The sequence below is a fragment of the Streptomyces liangshanensis genome, from assembly GCF_011694815.1.
In the GTDB taxonomy this organism is placed as follows: Bacteria; Actinomycetota; Actinomycetes; order Streptomycetales; family Streptomycetaceae; genus Streptomyces; species Streptomyces liangshanensis.
Map to the genome: position 1 here is coordinate 3,993,202 of NZ_CP050177.1, position 19,910 is coordinate 4,013,111.

The following is a 19,910-nucleotide window of genomic DNA, read 5'->3' on the forward strand; positions in this document are numbered from 1 at the left end:
CTGTACGGTCTGCACCGGTGTCTGCCCAGGCCAGAACACGATCCCCCGCTCACCGCGGCGGATTGTCAGTGGCGGCCGATACCGTTGCTACGCATCACGACCCTCCTGCCACGGAACGACCGTGGCCGCTGAGTCCAAAGGAGGTGGGTTCCACATGCGTCACTACGAAGTGATGGTCATCCTCGACCCCGATCTCGAGGAGCGCGCTGTCTCCCCGCTGATCGAGAACTTCCTCTCCGTCGTCCGCGAGGGCAACGGAAAGGTCGAGAAGGTCGACACCTGGGGCCGTCGTCGTCTCTCTTACGAGATCAAGAAGAAGCCCGAGGGCATCTACTCGGTCATCGATCTGCAGGCAGAGCCCGCGATCGTCAAGGAGCTCGACCGACAGATGAACCTGAACGAGTCGGTCCTCCGGACCAAGGTCCTCCGCCCCGAGACCCACTGAGCACCTAGCTCACACGTCATCGGGTTCGAGTAGCAGCAGCAAGCAGCCAGAAGCAATCCCCGCCGAGAGGTTCACCCATGGCAGGCGAGACCGTCATCACGGTCGTCGGCAATCTCGTCGACGACCCCGAGCTGCGCTTCACCCCGTCCGGTGCGGCGGTCGCGAAGTTCCGTGTCGCGTCCACACCCCGCATCTTCGACCGGCAGACCAACGAGTGGAAGGACGGCGAAGGCCTGTTCCTCACCTGCTCGGTCTGGCGTCAGGCGGCGGAGAACGTCGCGGAGTCGCTCCAGCGCGGCATGCGCGTCGTCGTGCAGGGCCGGCTGAAGCAGCGGTCCTACGAGGACAACCAGGGCGTCAAGCGCACGGTCTACGAACTGGACGTCGAAGAAGTCGGCCCCAGCCTCAAGACCGCCACGGCCAAGGTCACCAAGACCACCGGTCGCGGCGGCCAGGGCCAGGGCCAGGGCGGCTACGGCGGCGGTGGCGGCGGCGGCCAGCAGGGCGGCGGCAGCTGGGGCGGCGGCTCCGGCGGCGGCAGCCAGGGCGGTGGCGGGGCTCCCGACGCCGACCCGTGGGCCACCAGCGCACCGGCGGGCGGCAGCCAGCCGCCCAGCGGCGGCGGGGGCAACGGCGGAGGCAGCTGGGGCGGAAGCTCCGGCGGCGGCTACTCGGACGAGCCCCCCTTCTAAGGGCCCGGCTCGTTACCCCACTTCTTGATCAAAACAGGAGATACACATGGCGAAGCCGCCTGTGCGCAAGCCCAAGAAAAAGGTCTGCGCATTCTGCAAGGACAAGACCCAGTACGTGGACTACAAGGACACGAACATGCTGCGGAAGTTCATTTCCGACCGCGGCAAGATCCGTGCCCGCCGCGTCACCGGCAACTGCACGCAGCACCAGCGTGACGTCGCCACGGCCGTCAAGAACAGCCGTGAGATGGCGCTGCTGCCCTACACGTCCACCGCGCGATAAGGGGAGGGTGACCGAATCATGAAGATCATCCTCACTCACGAGGTCACCGGCCTCGGTGCCGCAGGCGACGTCGTCGAGGTCAAGGACGGCTACGCCCGCAACTACCTGGTCCCGCGCGGTTTCGCGATCCGCTGGACCAAGGGTGGCGAGAAGGACGTCGCGCAGATCCGGCGCGCACGCAAGATCCACGAAATCGCGACCATCGAGCAGGCCAACGAGATCAAGGCCCGCCTCGAAGGCGTCAAGGTGCGTCTGGCCGTCCGCTCCGGCGACGCCGGCCGCCTCTTCGGCTCCGTCACCCCCGCCGACCTCGCCTCGGCGATCAAGTCGGCCGGCGGCCCGGACGTCGACAAGCGCCGCATCGAACTCGGAGCGCCGATCAAGACCCTGGGCTCGCACCAGGTGTCCGTGCGTCTGCACCCCGAGGTCGCCGCGAAGCTCGGCATCGAGGTCATCGCCGCGTAACCGCAGCGCTCGACCGAGCACGCTCCACCACGCAACAAGAGGGCCGCATCCCACCCGGGGATGCGGCCCTCTCGCCATTCCACGACCCCACGCGATGTTTCACGTGAAACCGGACATCTCGCAGCCGTACGTCAGCGCCTTGCCTCACTGCGGCACGTCACCGCGTCGCACCCGCCACCTCGTACACCCGTCACCGCGTCGCGCCCGTCACCAACCACCGGCCCGACCGCGCCCGCACCCACAACGTCACCAACCGCACCGCCATCATCAGACCCATCGCCCACCACAACGCCGTCAACCCCCCACCCCACGACGGCACCCCCCACGCCACCGGCGCGAACACCGCCAACGTCACCACCATCGCCCCCGCCAGATACCGACCGTCCCCCGCCCCCATCAACACCCCGTCCAACACGAACACCACCCCCGAGACCGGCTGCGACACCGCCACCACCAACAACGCCGGCACCAACGCGTCACGCACCACCTGATCCCCCGTGAACAACGGAACGAACAACGGACGCGCCAACACGAGCACCACCCCGAACACCACCCCCGACACCACACCCCACTGCACCATCCGACGGCACGCCTCCCGCGCCCCCCGGACATCACCCGCCCCCAGATACCGGCCGATGATCGCCTGCCCCGCGATCGCGATCGCGTCCAACGCGAAAGCCGTCAGACTCCACAGCGACAGAATGATCTGGTGCGCCGCGATGTCGGCATCACCCAGCCGCGCCGCCACCGCCGTGGCGATCAGCAACACCGCCCGGATCGACAACGTACGGACCAGCAACGGCACTCCGGCCTGCGCACCCGCCCGTATCCCCGCGGGATCGGGACGCAACGACGCGCCGTGCCGGCGCGCTCCCCGTACGACCACCACCAGGTAGACGGCCGCCATGCCGCACTGCGCGATCACCGTGCCCCACGCGGACCCGGCGATCCCGAGCCCGAAGCCGTAGACGAACACCGCGTTGAGCGCCGCGTTGACGCCGAAGCCGCCGACGGCCACGTACAGCGGCGTCCTGGTGTCCTGGAGCCCCCGCAGCACCCCGGTGGCCGCCAGCACCACCAGCATGGCCGGGATGCCGAGGCTGGAGATGCGCAGATACGTGACGGCGTACGGCGCCGCGGTGTCGGAGGCCCCGAACAGGCCGACGAGCCACGGGGCGGTCGGCAGGGTGACGGCGATGACCGCGACGCCGAGGAGGAGCGCCAACCAGATGCCGTCCAGGCCCTGCTGGATCGCGGCCCGGAAATCGCCCGCGCCCACCCGCCGGGCGACGGCCGCGGTGGTGGCGTAGGCGAGGAAGACGAAGACGCTCACGGCGGTCGTCAGGAGGGCCGCCGCGATCGCCAGTCCGGCGAGCTGACTCGTGCCCAGATGGCCGATGATCGCGCTGTCGACCATCACGAAGAGCGGTTCGGCGACGAGCGCGCCGAACGCGGGGACGGCGAGGGCGACGATCTCGCGGTCGTGCCGGCGGCGGGTCGCCTTGGCTGCCAGGGGGGCCTGTGTCATGCGCTCAATCTAATCTTCCACAGGTAAGAGACGCAAAGGATCTGCGATCCTTACTTCGCGCGGGTTCCGGGGCGCGGTCCTGCGTCGTTTGTTCTGATCTTGGTCCAGTCGGGAAAGTTTTTCTCCCCCACAGCCGGTGGACGGAAAAAGCCCAGGTCAGGGTGGTCGCCAAAGGGTCTTTATGATTTTGTCCACAGCGCTGTCCCCCGGTCCGTACACAGGATCGGGGGAGTTCTCCACAGCATCTGGTCTCTCGTCCACATGGCCTGTGGATAACAAGATTGGCTGACGTCGCCGGCGGGCCTACCGTGGACCGGCGTCCGACGCGCCGGAACCGGAGTCAGGCCTCTCGTTTTGTCAGTGTCGTGCCGTAGAAAGAGTGGCACGGCGAGGTCCGCTGAGCGGACGTGAGGAGGTGGCCGGTGTCCATTCCCGAGCCATTGGACGACCCCTGGACCGATACCGGTCCCAGTGACCGTCTGCCTGTCTCCCGGCAGCGCCGTAGCGAGGGCCGGGGCCGTGAGGAGCAGCACGAGCGCGGTCGCGACGACAGCGCGTGGGACGGCGGATCGACCGGGTTCGAGCGGGTGCCCCCGCAGGATCTGGATGCCGAGCAGTCGGTCCTGGGCGGCATGTTGCTGTCCAAGGACGCGATCGCGGATGTCGTGGAGATCATCAAGGGGCACGACTTCTACCGGCCGGCGCACGAGACGGTCTTCCAGGCGATCCTCGACCTGTACGCGAAGGGGGAGCCGGCCGACCCGATCACGGTGGCGGCGGAGCTCACCAAGCGGGGTGAGATCACGCGGGTCGGCGGTGCGTCGTATCTTCACACGCTCGTCCAGTCGGTGCCGAGCGCGGCGAACGCCTCGTACTACGCGGAGATCGTCCATGAGCGGGCGGTGCTGCGGCGGCTCGTCGAGGCGGGCACGAAGATCACGCAGATGGGATACGCGGCGGACGGGGATGTCGACGAGATCGTGAACTCCGCGCAGGCGGAGATCTACGCGGTCACCGAGCAGCGGACGAGTGAGGACTATCTGCCGCTGGGCGACATCATGGAGGGCGCGCTCGACGAGATCGAGGCGATCGGTTCGCGCAGCGGTGAGATGACGGGGGTGCCGACGGGGTTCACGGACTTCGATTCGCTGACGAACGGTCTGCATCCGGGTCAGATGATCGTCATCGCGGCTCGTCCCGCGATGGGTAAGTCGACGCTGGCGCTGGACTTCGCGCGGGCGGCGTCGATCAAGAACAATCTGCCGAGTGTGATCTTCTCGCTGGAGATGGGGCGGAACGAGATCGCGATGCGTCTGTTGTCGGCGGAGGCGCGGGTGGCGTTGCACCACATGCGGTCGGGGACGATGACGGACGAGGACTGGACGCGGTTGGCGCGGCGGATGCCGGACGTGTCGCAGGCACCGCTGTACATCGATGATTCGCCGAACCTGTCGATGATGGAGATCCGGGCGAAGTGCCGCCGTCTGAAGCAGCGCAACGATCTGCGCCTGGTGGTGATCGACTATTTGCAGCTGATGCAGTCGGGCGGTTCGAAGCGGGCGGAGAGCCGCCAGCAGGAGGTCTCGGACATGTCGCGAAACCTGAAGCTGCTGGCGAAGGAGCTGGCGGTGCCGGTGATCGCGTTGTCGCAGCTGAACCGTGGTCCCGAGCAGCGGACGGACAAGAAGCCGATGGTGTCGGACCTGCGTGAGTCGGGGTCGATCGAGCAGGACGCGGACATGGTGATCCTGTTGCACAGGGAGGACGCGTACGAGAAGGAGTCACCCCGCGCGGGCGAGGCGGACCTGATCGTGGCGAAGCACCGTAACGGCCCGACGGCAACGATCACGGTGGCGTTCCAGGGCCACTACTCGCGCTTCGTGGACATGGCCCAGACCTGAGCCGGCTCGCCCTTCCGAGCTATTGGCCGGTCTTGTTTGATCGGTTGGATCGTGGCGCGGGGTGTTGATCCTGTCCGGGCGCGCTTTGCCGGGACGCATGCCTCGTGGACCTCGGAGGAGGCCGGGACGGAGGACCTATTGGTCAGCCTGGCCGACAAGATCTGGAAGAACAGGCGGGTCGCCGAGCTCGAGGATCTTGTGGTGGCCAGGCTCGCGGCGGCGAGTGGGAGGCCGGGTTGGGAGGAGTTCCTGGACCTGGACAGCGTGCTCGCGCGCATCGGTGACCAGGCCGATGAGCGCCTCGCGTTCCAGATGTCCTACTCGACGGCCGCGAGCGGCCCCGTGACGAACGGTTGATCGGTCGGGGTGGGGCGCGCGTTCGCCGTCAGTCCTGGGCGCGTTCCGCCGCGCTGCGTTCCACGTCGAATTCGTTGCCTTCGATGTCGGCGAGGGTGACCCAGCCTTTGCCGTCGGGGCGGCGGTGGTCGGCGAGGAGGGTGGCGCCGAGGGCGAGGAGGCGGTCGACCTCTTCGTCGCGGGTGCGGTCCTGGGGCTGGATGTCGAGGTGGACGCGGTTCTTGGTGGTCTTGGGGTCGGGGACCTGGATGAAGAGGATTCCGGTGCCTGGGGTGGTGACGAGTACTTCGGGGTCGCCGGGGTGGTCGTCCTCGCCGACGGTGCTGCCGAGGATCTGGGCCCAGAAGGTGGCGAGGGTGTAGGGGTCGGCGCTGTCGACGGTGATGTGGCGTACGAGTGAGGTCATGGGCGTCACTCTCTTCATGGTGGTGGCGGGTGTCCACCGGGTTTTCGGAGTAACGCCAGGGCTGTGGGCGGGAGTCGCGGGGGAATGAGGTCGACCGGGCGGCCCGGTGCAGGTAGATGTGGTCCATGACCTCTCCTGCTGAAGATCAGTTGCCCGAAGATCTGCTGCCCGCCACGCGGCGTGCCTTGTTCCGTCGTATCGCTGTCGCCCAGGCCGAGGGGCGGGTGCCGTCGGTGGTCGGGGCCGTGGTGCGGGACGGGCGGCTGGTGTGGACGGGTGCGCGTAGCTGTGTGGACGGGCATGCGCCGGACGCGGACACGCAGTACCGGATCGGGTCGATCACCAAGACGTTCACGGCGGTGCTGGTGATGCGGCTGCGGGACGAGGGGTTGCTCGATCTCGCGGACCCGCTGGAGAGGCATCTTCCGGGTACGGGGGTGGGCGACTCCACGATCTTCCAGTTGTTGGGGCACAGCGCGGGTCTCGCCGCCGAGGCGCCGGGCCTGTGGTGGGAGCGGACGCCGGGGACGCTTCGTCCGACGCTCGCCGACGTGCTGGGCGAGGGGCCGCTGTTGCACACGCCGGGGCGGCGTCATCACTACTCCAACCCCGGTTACACGCTGCTCGGTTCGCTCATCGAGGCGAAGCGGGGCGCGCCGTGGGAGGAGGTGTTGCGGCGTGAGGTCCTGGAGCCGTTGTCGCTGGACCGTACGACCGCTCAGCCGGTCGCTCCCCATGCGGGTGCCTGGGCGGTGCATCCCTGGGCGGACGTGATGCTTCCCGAGCCGGCGGTGGACCTCGGGCTGATGGCGTCGGCGGGTCAGCTGTGGTCGACCGCGGCGGACCTCTGCCGGTTCGCGGTGTTCCTCGCGGAGGGGGACGACCGGGTGCTGTGCGCGGCGTCGGTACGGGAGATGGCGGTGCCGGCCGCGCCGCCGGACCCGCAGGACGCTGTCGGTGGTTACGGTCTCGGGCTCCAGTTGGTCCGCAGGGACGGCCGGGCTCTGGTGGGGCACACGGGCTCGCTGCCGGGCTTCCTGGCCGGTCTGTGGGTGAGTGTGGCGGACGGGGTGGCCGCGGTCGCGTTGGGCAATGCCACCGGGGCGCCGTCGATCGGCTGGCTGGGGGCCGAACTCATCGCGATCGTGGCGGATGCCGAGCCCCGGATCCCGGAGCCGTGGCGGCCGCTTCCTGAGGTCGACCCGGCGCTGCTGGAGCTGACCGGGCCCTGGTACTGGGGGACCCAGGCGATGACGCTGAAGCTGGCGGCGGACGGCGGGGTGGAGTTGCATCCGCTGCGCGGCCCCGGCCGAGGTTCCCGCTTCGAGGCCCGGCCGGGCGGCGGTTGGACGGGGCTCGACGGGTACTACGCGGGCGAGATCCTGCGGGTGGTGCGGCGGGCCGACGGGTCGGTGCGCCACCTCGACCTCGGGTCGTTCGTCTTCACCCGGGAGCCGTACGACCCGGAGGGGGACGTGCCGGGCGGTGTGGACGCGGAGGGGTGGCGTGGCCTCGCACCGTGAGGCGGCCGATCGGATGTTTCACGTGAAACCGGACATGCCGCCCGTTTGATCGGGCGCGTGCCCGACGGGCCCGGAGCCGCCTGGGTCGCTGGCGGCTTCGGGCCCGATCCCGTAGTGCCGTGTACCGCGCCGGGCAGGCCTGGGGCGTGTCCGGCGCTAGTTCCGGAGCACTTGGAGTGCCGCCCCGGTGTTCCATGACTCCAGCAGACCGCGGTGGACCGCCGTCACGTCGTGCCGGGTCGCCAGGAGCAGTGCGTCCCGGGTGAACGGGCAGGTGGCGACCAGGAGCGCGATGTCGGCCTTGTACTCCAGCTTGGCCATGCCGACGAACTGCTGCACGTCGCCGCTCGTGATGGTCGCGGCGGGCGTACGGGACTTGCACTGCACGACGACGCGGCGGCCGTCCGGCGTATAGGCGACGATGTCGGCGCCCGTGTCGCCGTGGCCGCCGGTCACCGTGACGCGGTCGCAGCCGTCGCGCCGGCACAGCCACGCGATGTGCTGTTCGAATTGCCGGGGGTTCATCGCGTCGAGCGCGCCCATCGACCCGGCGGCCTCCCGTTCCCGCAGGACGCGGCGGAGCCGGGTGACTTCGGCGTCGAGCGCTTCGATGCGGCCGCGGTGTTCGCTGTCGTTCCGGATGGCGACGTCGAGGAGCGGGACCACCGTCCGGCCGATCGTGGTGCGGACCGCGTCCTCGGCGATCCGTGTCACGTCCGCGTCGACGCGCGTGGCCAGGTGGCGGACGAGGGCCTCGGAGATCCGCTCGTCGACCCACTCGGTCAGCCTGTGGAAAAGGTTGTCCACAGGTTCGCGGCGGCCGCTTTCCTCGTGGTCGAGGAGGTACGTACGCACCTGACGTGCGACAACGCTCTCGCGCAGGAGCATCGCGGTGTTGAGGACGGCCCGCCGGGAGAAGACTCCGAGGGACCGGCTGCGGGACTTGATCCCACAGACTTGCTTGAAGCAATGCAGTTGCTCGCCCTTGAGGACGCGGTATCCGTTGGACTCGATCTCTTCGCGGTGATCATGGATGACGGCCCAGATCACGGTCTCCCCGACCTCGAAGTAGGTGGCGACGTCCTTCGTGGTGGCGTGGAGGCCGTCCGGGGAGAGGGTCAGTTGTTTGACCTTGTCGAGGACTTCGTCGCGTTCCGCGACGCTCGCGCGCAGGGTCTTCGATTCGGTCAGCGCTATCTCGTCGAGCATGTGGGGGTCCGTCTCCTCCTGGGCCGGGTGGCCCGTTCGAGTCGGGGGACCTCGTCCGTACACATGACCGTCCCCCTTGCCGGGGGCAACGAGACGAATCGGAAAAGGGTGCGGTTTTCAGATACTCAGCTTGAATCCGACATGGGACGCGGTGAAGCCGAGGCGCTCGTAGAAGCGGTGGGCGTCGGTGCGGGTGGTGTCGGAGGTGAGTTGGACGAGTTGGCAGCCCTGGCGGCGGGATTCGTCGACGGCCCATTCGATGAAGCGGGTGCCGAGGCCGCTGCCGCGTTCGTCGGCGTGGACGCGGACTCCCTCGATGATCGAGCGGGTGGCGCCGCGCCGGGAGAGGCCGGGGACGATCGTGAGCTGGAGGGTGCCGACGACGCGTCCGTCGCGTACGGCGACGACGGCGTGCTGGTTTGGGTCCTGGATGAGCCGGTCGAGGGCCTCGGTGTACGGGGTGAGGTCGTCGGGGGATTCGCGCCGGGCGCCGAGGGGGTCGTCGGCGAGGAGCGCCACGATGGCGGGGAGGTCGTCGTGGCCGGCGGGGCGTATCTCCAGGTCGTCGCTCATGATCCGCAGCCTACGCGGGGGCGTGGGGTGTGCTACGCGGGGATGCGGAGGTCTTCGAGGGTTTGGACGAGGGGGGCGAGTTCGGGGTTCTTGACGGCTTCGTCGAGGGCTTCGCGCAGGGCGGTGTCGTTGGTGGGGCGGGCGCGGGTGACGAGGGCGAGGCCGGTTTCGGTGACGTCGGTGTAGATGCCGCGGCGGTCGGTGTCGCAGAGGTAGCGGCGGAGGAGGCCGCGGTCCTCTAGGCGGGTGACGAGGCGGGTGGTGGCGCTCTGGCTGAGGACGACGGCGTCGGCGACCTGTTTCATCTGGAGGTGGCCGCCGGGTCCGTCGTGCTGGCGGCTGAGGACGTCGAGGAGGGAGTACTCGCGGACGCTGAGGTCGTGCGCGGACTGGAGGGCGCGTTCGATGTGGGCCTCGATCTTCCCGTGGAGGAGGGAGAGGGCCACCCAGCCTTGGGCGAGCGCGGTGAGGGCGGGGTCCGTGGCTGTCATGCGGCTGTCCTCCGTCGTCGGTTCTCGCCTGTCCTGTGCCCAGGATAGGGGACCGGCGCAATATTCCGCGTCTGCAACTACTTTCTGGTCAGCCCATGGCCAGGTTCAGCGGGGCGTAGCGGCGGGTCGGGTCGCCGGGCAGGTCGGGGATGCCGCGGGTCATGGTGCTGGTGGTGGAGACGAGTTCGACGCCGCTGTGCTTGAGCCGGTCCAGGAGGTCGGTGTGGCGGGCGTCGATGTCGAGGCGGACGGGCCGGTCGGTCCCGGTAGCGAGCGCGTGGATCAGGGTGTGGGCGGTGTCGGTGTCGTGGGCGATGAGGGGGGCGATGACGTCGCAGGTGGTGGAGGGCCAGATGCCGGCGTATCCGGTGATGGTGGTGCCGGTCTCGGTGATCAGGAGGCGGTCGGTGAAGGAGGGGAGCCGGGCGAGGAGGTGGGTGCGGTCGATGCCGAACACCTCGTTGTCGAGCCGTACGAGGCCGGGGAGGTCGTCGGCGGTCGCGGGCCGGACGGTGGTGTTGCCGTTGGCGGGTGCGGGGCGGTCGTGGTCCGGGGGGTTGAAGTGTCCGCGGACGGTGTGGGTGTCGCCCACCGCGGTGAAGCCGAGTTGTTCGTAGAGGGGGCGGCCCTGGGCGGTGGCGTAGAGGGCGAAGGGGGTGTCCCCGGCTTCGTGCATCGCGTGGGTCAGGAGCCGGCGGCCGAGGCCTTGGCGGCCGAACCGTCCGGCGACGACCATCATGCCGAAGGTGCTGAGTGCGGGGCCGTACGAGGTGGTCACGCACATGGCGGCGAGGCCTTTGCCGTCCGGTGCGTCGATGCCGTGACCGGTGCCGGCTGCCAGGAGGAGACCCCATTTGTGTTCTTCGCGTGCCCAGCCGCGTTCCTCGGCGAGGTCGGCGCAGACGGTGAGGTCGGCGAGGGTCAGGCGGCGGATCGGCAGGGCGGCGTGCGGTGTCGGCATGGGAGTCAGCGTGTCCGAGCGGGTGATCGTCCGTCCACCGCTTTGTGGGAACTGCCCAGGTTCCGCAGGCGTCGGCCGCGCCGGGTGAGGCCCCAGGGTTTGAGGACGGAGAGGGCTGTCATGAAGAAGTAGGCGGAGCTGGCGACGGAGGGGGCGGCGACCAGGCTGATGTCGGGGGTTCCGGCGTCCGCGGCGGCGTTGATGGTGGGGCGCAGCGCGAAGGTGGTGGCGGTGAGGGTGACGAGGGTGAGCCAGAACTTGATCCAGATCCAGCGGTGCCTGGCCAGGCCCCAGGGGGTGCCGAGGGAGAGGATCACGCCGGTGAGGAGGGCGGCGAGGGCGAGGGGGAGGATCAGTGGGTCGATGAGGATCTTCATGGCCCGGTAGGCGGCCCGGGTGGTGTCGGGGTCGGCGGTGGTGTAGGCGGCGATGCCGAGGGTGAGCAGTCCCAGGGTGAGTCCGAGCCAACTGACGGAGGTCGCGACGTGCGCGAGGAGCAGCGCGCGGCGGGCGGGGCGCCTTAGTGGTTTCACGTGAAACACGGTGCCTCGCGCGGGCGCGGTGGGCGTCTGACGGCGGGAGTATCCGTATGTACTGGCTTCGGCGTACAGGGCGGTGGCGCGCTGTTCGTGAAGTGTGGGTGCGTATGCGGAGCATTGTTCGCGGTGGCCGGTGTCGGCCTTTTCGGAGCCGGTCGATCAGGCGGGCATTTCGAATCCGGTGGCGAAGGTGAAGATCGCGGACCGGCTGTGTGCAGAGTTCGGGGTGGGACTGGACGGCTGTGTTGTCCAGGGTGATTCGATGTCGGACGCGGAGATCTTCGCGGCGGTGCCGGTGGCGGCGACCTGCGCGGGGCGTATGAACTGGTGCGCCGGGAACGGTAATACGCTGGACCGTGGTGTCGCGAGTTCCGCGGCCGGACGGCGGCGAATGGGCACGGGAGCGATGCAGCATAACGGGAAAGCCGGTGTGGATGCCCGGACTTCGCGCTCTTTGTCCCGGGTGGTGACCCGGCCTGCCATGCTGCGGCGACGAGGACTGCGGGCAATGTCACATTCCTTCGCCTCCTGCTCCGGCCGGGGGTGGCACGGGGGCTAACGTGGGCTGCCAACAGTCCCAGCCAAGCGGGGAATTGCTCGCGCTTTCCGGGCCAGCGGAAGTGCGCAGACCGACCGAAAGATGTTCGAGGCGAGGCACACCATGGACGCTCCGACCACTACGTCGGCCGACAAAGGCCCTTCCGGAGACGGCGGGGGGAGCGGCTGGTTCACTCCCCGACGGGTGCCCAGCAGTGAGGGCACGCCGGACGCGGAGGCGGACGACGCCGCGGATTCCGTACCCCGGGACCGAATACCGGGTGCGGGCCGGTCTTTGGCGGCCATCCGCCTCGTGGGGTCGGGGGCCGACCGTGCGGGGTCGTCCCGGCGTGACGGCCCGGGGGCGCCGGGGGCTTCGGCGCCGGGGGCTTCCGGGCCTGCGTCGGGCGGGGTCTCCGATGCCTTCCGGCCGCGCAACAAGGGTGTGCGGGCCGGTGCGAGGCCGGCTTCCGGGGAGGCCGTGGTCGCGGCGGTACGGGCTGCCACGCCGGGGCCCGGGCCGGTAGCGCCGGGGGCCGGGCCCGCGGAGCCCGTACCGGCCGAGGGCGGGTCCGGGACGTCCCCGGCCGGGGCGTCCCGGGCGGTGCTGCCGTCGGCCGTACTGCCGGAGGAGGTCCCCGCCCCCGCGGAGGCGCCGGTACGTCACTCCGCGGCGGGCGCCGGTACGCCGCGGGAGCGCCCCTCCGCCGAGCTTCCGGGCTTGGCGCGGCCCGAACGTGGGCTCCCGCTTCCCGTGGAACCCGACCTGCCGCAGCACGCACGCGCCGAGGCCCCCGAGCGGGCAACGGCACCGGCCCCGGCGCCCGTGTCGGGCGCGCTGCCTCCCGAGGTGCCCGCTCCGGCCGCCGAACCGGCCGCCGGGCACCCCCAGGCCGCCTCGGCTCCCGTATCCGCGGCCCAGCCTCCGGCCGCCGCGCCGCCGCCGGCCCAGAGCCACAGCCCGGCTACAGCGCCCCCCGCCCCGGGCCCCGGGCCGTCCGCCGTTCCTCCCGCCGCCGGCACCCCGGGCGCCGAACTGCCCGCCGCCGTCGCCCCGGCGCCGGCCGCCGAGCCGTCCCCCGCCGCCGCGCCGCCTGCCGCGGACGCGCCGAGCGCGTCCGCCTCCGGGGACCGACGCCGTGAATCCCCCGCGCCTGCCGCGGATCCGTCCCTCGGGGCCTCCGCCCCAGCCGCGGATGTGCCCCGCGAGGCCTCCACGCCCGCTGCGGATGCGCGCAGTGAGGCCCCCGTGCCCGCTGCGGATGCCCCCAGCGAGGCCCCGGCGCCCGCCGCGTCCGCCGCCCCCGTCGAGGATCCGAACGCGTCACCCGACGCGATCCTCATCCGCCGGACCCTGGGCGAGATCGCACCTGTCGCCGATCAGGTGACCTCGTACTTCTACGCCCTGCTCTTCGTGCGCCACCCCGATCTGCGCAACCTGTTCCCGGTCGCCATGGACGCCCAGCGCGACCGGCTCCTCAAGGCGCTGCTGACGGCGGCCGAGCACATGGACTCGCCGGCCGTCCTCACCGACTACCTGCGCCAGTTGGGCCGGGGCCACCGCAAGTACGGGACGCAGGCGACGCATTACCCGGCGGTCGGCGAGGCCCTCATCGGCGCGCTCACGCGGTACGCCACGAACACGTGGGACGAGGAGACCGAGGGCGCCTGGGTCAGGACGTACACGACGATCTCGCAGATCATGATCGACGCGGCGGCGGAGAACGAGCGGCACGCGCCCGCCTGGTGGCAGGCAGAGGTGGTCTCGCACGAGCTGCGGACGTCCGACATCGCGGTGGTCACGGTCCGGCCGGACCAGCCGTACCCGTTCCTGGCGGGGCAGTACACGAGCCTGGAGACGCCGTGGTGGCCCCGGGTGTGGCGGCACTACTCGTTCGCCTCCGCACCGCGTCCGGACGGTCTGCTGGCGTTCCACGTGAAGGCGGTCCCGGCGGGATGGGTGTCCAACGCGCTGGTGCACCGGGCGGCTCCGGGCGATGTCCTGCGGCTCGGGCCGCCGGCGGGGTCGATGACGGTCGACCACAGCACGGACAACGGTCTGCTCTGCCTGGGCGGCGGGACCGGGATAGCGCCGATCAAGGCGCTGGTCGAGGATGTGGCCGAGCGGGGGCACCGGCGGCCGGTGGAGGTGTTCTACGGGGCGCGTCACGACCAGGACCTGTACGACATCGACACGATGCTGCGGCTCCAGCGGGTGCATCCGTGGCTGTCGGTGCGTCCGGTGGTCTCCGAGGGGCCGAGTCTGGGGTTGACGGGCCGGCTTCCTGAGGCGGTGCGTGACTCGGGGCCGTGGCACGAGTACGACGGGTATCTGTCGGGGCCGCCCGGGATGATCCGCAGCGGGGTGGACGCGCTGCGGGGGGTCGGTATCCCCTTCGAGCGGATCCGTCACGACTCGCTGGAGGAGCTGGTGGCGGCCGCCACCTGACAGGCTGGCGCGGGCGTTCAGCCGAGGTCGGGGGCGTGCATCGCGCGCACGCCCTCGATGTTGCCGTCCAGGTAGTGCCGCAGGGACAGCGGTACGAGGTGGACGGCGGCGATGCCGACGCGGCTGAACGGGACCCGGACGATCTCGTACTCTCCGCACGGCTCGTCGATCTCGGGCCCGTGCCGGCGGGTGGGGTCCATCGACGCGAGGCGGCAGACGAAGAAGTGCTGCACCTTGACGCCGGTGACGCCGCCGTCGGCGATGTGTTCCACGGTGTCGACGAAGCAGGGGACGATGTCGACGATCTTGGCGCCGAGTTCTTCGTCGACCTCGCGGTGCAGGGCCTCGACGACGGTGCTGTCGGTCGTTTCGACGCCCCCACCTGGGGTGATCCAGTACGGGTCCATCCCTGGCTTGGTGCGTTTGATGAGGATGAGGTCGTCGCCGTCGAGCAGGATGGCGCGTGAGGTGCGCTTGACCACGGGCCGTTGGGTCATGGGAAGAGGTTCGCCCGGGATCCCGCTTCCGAAACGCGCGGCGGCTCTCAGGTCACCAGTCCACCGCCGCGCGCAGCAGCCACTCGTGTGCCCGCGCGACCCGGGGCAGGGTGAGGGTGCCGGCGCGTACGGCGAGGAAGTAGGTCCGCAGCGGGGGTACGGGCGGGTCGAGCAGGGCGACGACTTCGCCTCGTTCGAGGGCGTTCTCGCAGAGGTAGCGGGGCAGGACGGCCAGTCCGGCGCCGGCGGCGGCGCATTCGAGGACGGCGCGCAGGTCGGGGGCGATGACGGCCGCGGCGGCCGCGGGGCGGGAGTCGAAGACGGCCGCCCAGTAGCGGGAGACGAGCGGCAGGGACTCGTGGACCTCGACGACGGGGAGCCGGCTGAGGACGACGTGGCCTTCGCGCAGGACGGAGTGGCCGAGGCGGGCGGCCCAGCGGGGGGAGGCGACGAGGACGTGTTCCTCGTCGCAGAGCGGAGTCGCGAGGAGGAGTCCGCCGCGCGGGCGGGCGGTGGTGATGGCCAGATCATGATGTCCGGCGGCGAGCCCTTCGAGGTTCTCCTCGGCGTTGGCGAAGAACGAGATGCGCAGGGAGAGGCCCTGGGCGATGAGCGGGGTGAGGGCGGGCAGGGCACGCTGGGCGGTGAACTCGGGGGGCCCGGCGAGGTGGAGGGTCCGTACGCCGGAATCCTCGGCGAGTCCGGTCTCGGCGATCTCGACGAGGGCGTCGAGGTGGGGCGCGGCCCGGTGGGCGAGTTCGTCGCCGATGGTGGTGGGGGTGACGCCGCGGGCCTGGCGCAGGAAGAGGGGGCGGCCCAGTTGGCGTTCGAGGGTGCGTATCTGGCCGGTGACGGCGGGCTGGGAGAGGCCGAGGAGGGCGGCGGCGCGGGTGAAGGAGCCGGCGCGGTGGACGGTGACGAAGGTGCGCAGCAGGGCCAGGTCCATGTCCGGTACTCCCGTCTCGGCCCCGTTCGTCCCTGGTCCTGTCTTCGTGAACCGGTCCCACTATAAATATGTCGATAGGCGGCTGTCGCTACTGTGATTGGACACTGACGCAGAGTCAACTAGCCTTGTGCGCGTGGTTCTTCGCGCGTGGAACCCGGGACGGTCCGAGCCACGAGGGGGGAGGCTCGGACCGTTCGACGTCCGGGCGGCGGGGTGCCGCGCGGCCGGGGTACGGCGGGTCAGCGGACCGCTTCGTCCAGGGCGCGCAGGACGTCGGCGAGGAGGTCCTCGGGGTCCTCGGCCCCGACGGAGAAGCGGACGAAGCCCTCGGGTACGGCGTCGCCGCCCCAGCGGCCGCGCCGCTCTGCGGTGGACCGTACGCCGCCGAAGCTGGTGGCGTCGTCGACGAGCCGCAGCGCGTCGAGGAAGCGTTCGGCGTGGTCCCGGTCGGGCAGGACGAACGAGACGACGGAACCGTACCGGCGCATCTGGCCGGAGGCGACGGCGTGCGAGGGGTCGCCGGGCAGTCCGGGGTAGCGCAGTCCGGCGATCCCGGGGTGGGTGCTGAGGGTCTCGGCGAGGGTGAGGGCGGTGGCGCACTGCCGGTCGACCCGCAGGTGGAGGGTGGCGAGCGAGCGGTGGGCGAGCCAGGCCTCCATGGGGCCGGGGATCGCCCCGACGACCTTGCGCCAGCGCCGTACGCCCGCCGCGAGTTCCGGGTTGGCGGTGGTCACGTGGCCGAGCAGGATGTCGCCGTGGCCGGTCATGCCCTTGGTGTCGCTGGCGACGGAGAAGTCGGCGCCCAGTTCGAGGGGGCGCTGTCCGAGCGGGGTGGCGAGGGTGTTGTCGACGGCGACGAGGGCGCCGGCGGCGTGGGCCTCCTTGACGAGCCGGCGGATGTCGCAGACGTCGAGCCCGGGGTTGGAGGGCGTCTCGATCCACAGGAGGCGGGCTCCGGCGAGGACGCCGAGCTGGGCGTCGCCGCCGGTGGGGGCGGCCCGTACCTCGATGCCGTACGCCTCCAGGCGTTCGCGCAGCAGCGGCAGGGCCTGGTAGCCGTCGTCGGGCAGGACGACGGCGTCGCCGGCCCGCAGCTGGGAGAAGATCACCGAGGAGATCGCGGCCATCCCGGAGGCGAAGACCAGGGTTTCGACGGTCTGTCCGGGGGCTTCGAGTTCGCCGATGGCGCGTTCGAGGTGGGTCCAGGTCGGGTTCTCGTCGCGGCCGTAGGTGTAGGGGCCGACCGGTTCGCCGGGGAGGTGGAAGTGGGCGGCGAAGACCGGTCCCGGCAGGGTCGGTTCGTACTTGACGGGGTCGGGCAGCCCGGCCCGTACGGCGCGGGTGCCCTCGCCGACCGTGCCACCGCCGGCCGTCGTGCCCACCGTGCGGCCGTCCGCCGTCGTGCCCCCCGTGGTGCTGTCCTTGCCGGTCATGCCGCCTCCTCGATTGCTGTGCGTACGGTGATGAGCAGGCCCTCGCTCGCGGCTTCGACCATCTCCAGGCATTCCTCGAAGCCCGCCCGGTCCCCGTAGTACGGGTCGGGCACGTCGAGATCGCCGGTCGATGGTACGGCGGGGTCGTACGAGCGCAGCAGCCGGACCTTCGCGGCGTCCGCGGGGGTGGGTGCCAGGCTCCGCAGGTCACGGAGGTGTCCGGTGTCCAGGGCGACGACCAGGTCGAGGTGGGCGAACCAGGACGCCTGGAACTGCCGGGCGGTGTGGTCGCTGTCGTATCCGTGGGCTTCGAGGACGGCGGCGGCGCGCGGGTCGGCTCCGTCGCCCTCGTGCCAGCCGCCGGTGCCGGCGCTGTCGACCTGGACGAGGGTGTCCAGTCCCGCTTCGGTGAGGCGGGCGCGGAAGACGGATTCGGCGACGGGTGAGCGGCAGATGTTCCCGGTGCAGACGAAGCACACGCGGTAGGGGGACGTCATCGGGGTCAGTCCTCGTCGGGGAGTGCGACGTTGAGGGCCCACGACACGACGGAGATGATCAGCCCGCCGAGTACGGCGGTCCAGAAGCCGTCCACGTGGAAGTCGAGGGTCAGCTTGTCGGCGAGCCAGGACGTCAGCAGCAGCATGAGGGCGTTGATCACCAGGGTTATGAGCCCGAGCGTGAGGATGAACAGCGGCAGTGTGAGCAGCTTCACGATCGGCTTGACGATCGCGTTGACGAGGCCGAGGACGAGGGCGACGAGCACCAGGGACAAGGCCTTGCGGCCGGTGCTGTCGCCGCTCAGGGTGATGTCGTGGATCAGCCAGATGGCGACCGCCAGTGCCCCGGCGTTGGCGATCGTCTTGACTAGGAAATTCTTCATGGTGTGATCGTGACATGAAGGCATTTCGACTTGATGAGCTGGAGGCGGAGCGCGCCGCCAACGACGGGGCGTATCTGCAGTTCGTGCGGGAACGCAACATGTCCGTGGGGTTGTACGCGCTGGACGCCGGTGAGACGGATCCGCAGCGGCCGCACAGTCAGGACGAGGTGTACTTCGTCGTGAGCGGGCGGGCGTCGATCACGGTCGGTATGGAGACGACCGCGGTCGGGCGGGGCAGTGTGGTGTACGTGCCGGCGGGGGTGGCGCACAAGTTCCACCACATCACGGAGGATCTGCGGGTGATGGTGGTCTTCTCGCCGCCGGAGGGCTGAGCGCGGCGGCGTCGCCCCGGAGTGCCGGATCCGTGGGGGCGGGTCTTCCGGGCCGGATCCCTCGGGGCCGGACGGCCGGACCCTCAGGGCGGGCTCAGGGTCGGATCAGGGGAGAGCGGGGGCTCCGGGCCCTCCGTCGGCGCGCCCGCGGATCTAGCATCGGGGATGTCAGGTCGACGCCTCGGGTGTCGATGTGCGAGGTACTGGGCGAAGCGAGGTAGGACGATGGCCGTGCGGGAGATATTCACGGGGATGCCGTGGTGGGTGAAGTGGATCGCGGTGCCCGTGATCGCCATCGTCGTGTTCGGCGGGCTGATCGCCACGGTGGTCGGCATTCTGATCTCGCTGCTCTTCAAGCTGCTGCTCTTCGTCGCGATCGTCGGCGGGCTCGTCTATGTCGTACGCAAGTTCCTGTCGTCCTCGTCGTCGTCGCGCGGCGACTGGTAGGCGCGGCGACTGGCAGGGCCGTACGGGCGTTAGCCCGCGCGGGGGAAAGGTGAACGGGAAACCACTCCTCGGCGTGGCCTGCCCCTAGAGTGACAATCCTCTGCCGCGCCCTCGGAAAGCACCGTGGGAGATCGTCCCGGCCTGCGGTTCATACGATCCTTCCGGGCGGGGCCTCAGGATTCCCTCGGGGGTGACCTCATGCCCACAGCCGCCACCGCTCCGCGTCCCGCGGCGCCCACCCTCATCGGGTCCGTCCGGCGGGCGCTGCGCCTGCTGGAGGCGGCGGCCTCCCACCCCGACGGCGCCCCCGCGAAACAGCTGGCCCGCGAGGCCGGGCTGCCCCTGCCGACGGCGTACCACCTGCTGCGCACGCTCACGCACGAGGGTTATCTGCGGCGCGAGAGCGGGGTGTTCGTCCTCGGTGACGCCGCGCAGCGGCTGGTGAGCGGCGAGGGGCTGCAGAATCGTCGCAGCAAGATCACGGACGCGATCGGGCGCTGGCGTGACGCGATCGGCGTCCCGGTGTACTTCGCGGTCTACCACGAGGGTGAGATCGACCTGGTGTCCGTGGCGGACAGCCCGGCGCGGCCGGCTGTCGCCGAGTGGGCCGACTTCCGCGAGACGGGCCATGCCCACGCGATCGGCCTGTGCCTGCTGAGCCAGCTCGACGACGCGTCGCGGGACGATCACCTTGACCGCCATCCCGTGAGCCCTCTCACCCCCCATTCCGTGCCCGACCGGGTCGCCCTGCTGGAGCGCCTCGGGTCGCTGGGGCGGATGGAGCCGGTCGTGGAGCGGCAGGAGTACGCGCTCGGCACGGTCTGTGCCGCGGTGCCCATCACCGCCGGTTCGACGGCCGCCGCGATGGCCATTTCCGTACCTTGTCACCGGGAGGATCAGTTGCTCCCGGCGGTGGAGCGGTTACGGAGAGAGATCAGTTCTCTGCTGACCTCGGTCGCCTTCTCTATCGGTATCTGAAAAATTACTCCTTGTGATCTGCTGGCCCGTCCAGGACT

The 19,910-nt window shown here is 70.5% G+C and carries 22 protein-coding genes and 1 pseudogene; 11 read left to right on the forward strand and 12 right to left on the reverse strand.

Translation table 11 applies throughout. The features are described from left to right. The first annotated feature begins 154 nt into the window (after positions 1-154). The 4 genes from rpsF to rplI all read left to right on the forward strand — a co-directional run bounded on the left by rpsF (position 155) and on the right by rplI (position 1,885). Complete coding sequence (gene rpsF / locus HA039_RS17195; RefSeq protein WP_073787253.1) at positions 155-445, forward strand: 30S ribosomal protein S6; 291 nt, start codon at positions 155-157, stop codon at positions 443-445. Positions 446-522: 77 nt separating this feature from the next. Then, positions 523-1,137 carry a single-stranded DNA-binding protein gene (locus tag HA039_RS17200; RefSeq protein ID WP_167030449.1) on the forward strand — a complete coding sequence of 205 codons (615 nt, stop codon included), beginning with the start codon at positions 523-525 and terminating at the stop codon, positions 1,135-1,137. A gap of 46 nt (positions 1,138-1,183) precedes the next feature. Next, positions 1,184-1,420 carry a 30S ribosomal protein S18 gene (rpsR, locus tag HA039_RS17205; protein ID WP_003967857.1) on the forward strand — a complete coding sequence of 79 codons (237 nt, stop codon included), beginning with the start codon at positions 1,184-1,186 and terminating at the stop codon, positions 1,418-1,420. Positions 1,421-1,438: 18 nt separating this feature from the next. Further along, the gene (rplI, locus tag HA039_RS17210; RefSeq protein ID WP_167030452.1) at positions 1,439-1,885 is read left to right on the forward strand and encodes a 50S ribosomal protein L9; all 447 of its coding nucleotides are present in this window, start codon (positions 1,439-1,441) and stop codon (positions 1,883-1,885) included. Between the two features lie 190 nt (positions 1,886-2,075). Here the strand turns inward: rplI and HA039_RS17215 are convergent, their stop codons facing one another. Continuing rightward, positions 2,076-3,413, reverse strand: coding sequence for an MATE family efflux transporter (locus HA039_RS17215; protein WP_167030455.1), 1,338 nt, complete (start codon positions 3,411-3,413; stop codon positions 2,076-2,078). Positions 3,414-3,835: 422 nt separating this feature from the next. Here HA039_RS17215 and dnaB point away from each other — a divergent pair, with 422 nt between their 5' ends. Further along, positions 3,836-5,314 carry a replicative DNA helicase gene (gene dnaB / locus HA039_RS17220; protein WP_167030458.1) on the forward strand — a complete coding sequence of 493 codons (1,479 nt, stop codon included), beginning with the start codon at positions 3,836-3,838 and terminating at the stop codon, positions 5,312-5,314. 138 nt (positions 5,315-5,452) lie between these two features. Next, positions 5,453-5,671 carry a hypothetical protein gene (locus tag HA039_RS17225; RefSeq protein ID WP_425086354.1) on the forward strand — a complete coding sequence of 73 codons (219 nt, stop codon included), beginning with the start codon at positions 5,453-5,455 and terminating at the stop codon, positions 5,669-5,671. A 37-nt stretch (positions 5,672-5,708) separates the two neighbouring features. Here HA039_RS17225 and HA039_RS17230 read toward each other — a convergent pair. Next, a pseudogene (locus HA039_RS17230) lies at positions 5,709-6,077 on the reverse strand (VOC family protein); the annotation flags it as partial. Between the two features lie 125 nt (positions 6,078-6,202). Between HA039_RS17230 and HA039_RS17235 the strand changes: the two are divergent. Further along, positions 6,203-7,600 (forward strand): serine hydrolase domain-containing protein, encoded by a 1,398-nt coding sequence (locus HA039_RS17235; protein ID WP_167030464.1) that lies wholly within the window; start codon positions 6,203-6,205, stop codon positions 7,598-7,600. Positions 7,601-7,756: 156 nt separating this feature from the next. Here the strand turns inward: HA039_RS17235 and HA039_RS17240 are convergent, their stop codons facing one another. From HA039_RS17240 to HA039_RS17260, 5 genes are all read right to left on the reverse strand, one after another. Continuing rightward, on the reverse strand, positions 7,757-8,809 hold the full coding sequence (locus HA039_RS17240) for a restriction endonuclease (protein WP_167030466.1): 1,053 nt from the start codon (positions 8,807-8,809) through the stop codon (positions 7,757-7,759). Between the two features lie 117 nt (positions 8,810-8,926). Further along, positions 8,927-9,382 (reverse strand): GNAT family N-acetyltransferase, encoded by a 456-nt coding sequence (locus HA039_RS17245; RefSeq protein ID WP_167030469.1) that lies wholly within the window; start codon positions 9,380-9,382, stop codon positions 8,927-8,929. Positions 9,383-9,414: 32 nt separating this feature from the next. Beyond that, complete coding sequence (locus tag HA039_RS17250) at positions 9,415-9,873, reverse strand: MarR family winged helix-turn-helix transcriptional regulator (protein WP_167030472.1); 459 nt, start codon at positions 9,871-9,873, stop codon at positions 9,415-9,417. A gap of 88 nt (positions 9,874-9,961) precedes the next feature. Then, a complete protein-coding gene (locus tag HA039_RS17255) occupies positions 9,962-10,834 on the reverse strand; it encodes a GNAT family N-acetyltransferase (RefSeq protein ID WP_167030475.1) in 873 nt (290 codons plus the stop codon). Positions 10,835-10,839: 5 nt separating this feature from the next. After that, entirely contained in the window at positions 10,840-11,367 is a 528-nt protein-coding gene (locus HA039_RS17260) for a DUF2269 domain-containing protein (RefSeq protein ID WP_167030478.1), read from the reverse strand. Positions 11,368-12,760: 1,393 nt separating this feature from the next. Here HA039_RS17260 and HA039_RS17265 point away from each other — a divergent pair. Beyond that, positions 12,761-14,359: a globin domain-containing protein gene (locus HA039_RS17265; protein WP_425086415.1), complete on the forward strand. Its 1,599-nt coding sequence runs from the start codon at positions 12,761-12,763 to the stop codon at positions 14,357-14,359. Between the two features lie 17 nt (positions 14,360-14,376). Here HA039_RS17265 and HA039_RS17270 read toward each other — a convergent pair whose 3' ends face one another. The 5 genes from HA039_RS17270 to HA039_RS17290 form a co-directional block, all read right to left on the reverse strand. Next, positions 14,377-14,856, reverse strand: coding sequence for an NUDIX domain-containing protein (locus HA039_RS17270; RefSeq protein ID WP_167030481.1), 480 nt, complete (start codon positions 14,854-14,856; stop codon positions 14,377-14,379). Between the two features lie 52 nt (positions 14,857-14,908). Beyond that, entirely contained in the window at positions 14,909-15,802 is an 894-nt protein-coding gene (locus HA039_RS17275; RefSeq protein WP_167030483.1) for a LysR family transcriptional regulator, read from the reverse strand. 239 nt (positions 15,803-16,041) lie between these two features. After that, positions 16,042-17,235 carry a cystathionine gamma-lyase gene (locus HA039_RS17280; protein WP_167030486.1) on the reverse strand — a complete coding sequence of 398 codons (1,194 nt, stop codon included), beginning with the start codon at positions 17,233-17,235 and terminating at the stop codon, positions 16,042-16,044. Next, a complete protein-coding gene (locus HA039_RS17285; RefSeq protein WP_167030489.1) occupies positions 17,232-17,732 on the reverse strand; it encodes a low molecular weight protein-tyrosine-phosphatase in 501 nt (166 codons plus the stop codon). The genes HA039_RS17280 and HA039_RS17285 overlap by 4 nt, the downstream gene beginning before the upstream one ends. A 5-nt stretch (positions 17,733-17,737) precedes the next feature. Beyond that, positions 17,738-18,115, reverse strand: a complete 378-nt coding sequence (locus HA039_RS17290) for a phage holin family protein (RefSeq protein WP_167030492.1) — start codon at positions 18,113-18,115, stop codon at positions 17,738-17,740. Between the two features lie 14 nt (positions 18,116-18,129). Between HA039_RS17290 and HA039_RS17295 the strand changes: the two genes are divergently transcribed. The 3 genes from HA039_RS17295 to HA039_RS17305 all read left to right on the forward strand — a co-directional run bounded on the left by HA039_RS17295 (position 18,130) and on the right by HA039_RS17305 (position 19,872). Further along, positions 18,130-18,447, forward strand: coding sequence for a cupin domain-containing protein (locus HA039_RS17295; RefSeq protein WP_167030495.1), 318 nt, complete (start codon positions 18,130-18,132; stop codon positions 18,445-18,447). 231 nt (positions 18,448-18,678) lie between these two features. Further along, entirely contained in the window at positions 18,679-18,894 is a 216-nt protein-coding gene (locus HA039_RS17300; protein ID WP_167030498.1) for a DUF5326 family protein, read from the forward strand. Positions 18,895-19,092: 198 nt separating this feature from the next. Further along, complete coding sequence (locus HA039_RS17305; RefSeq protein WP_167030502.1) at positions 19,093-19,872, forward strand: IclR family transcriptional regulator; 780 nt, start codon at positions 19,093-19,095, stop codon at positions 19,870-19,872. Positions 19,873-19,910 lie beyond the last annotated feature (38 nt).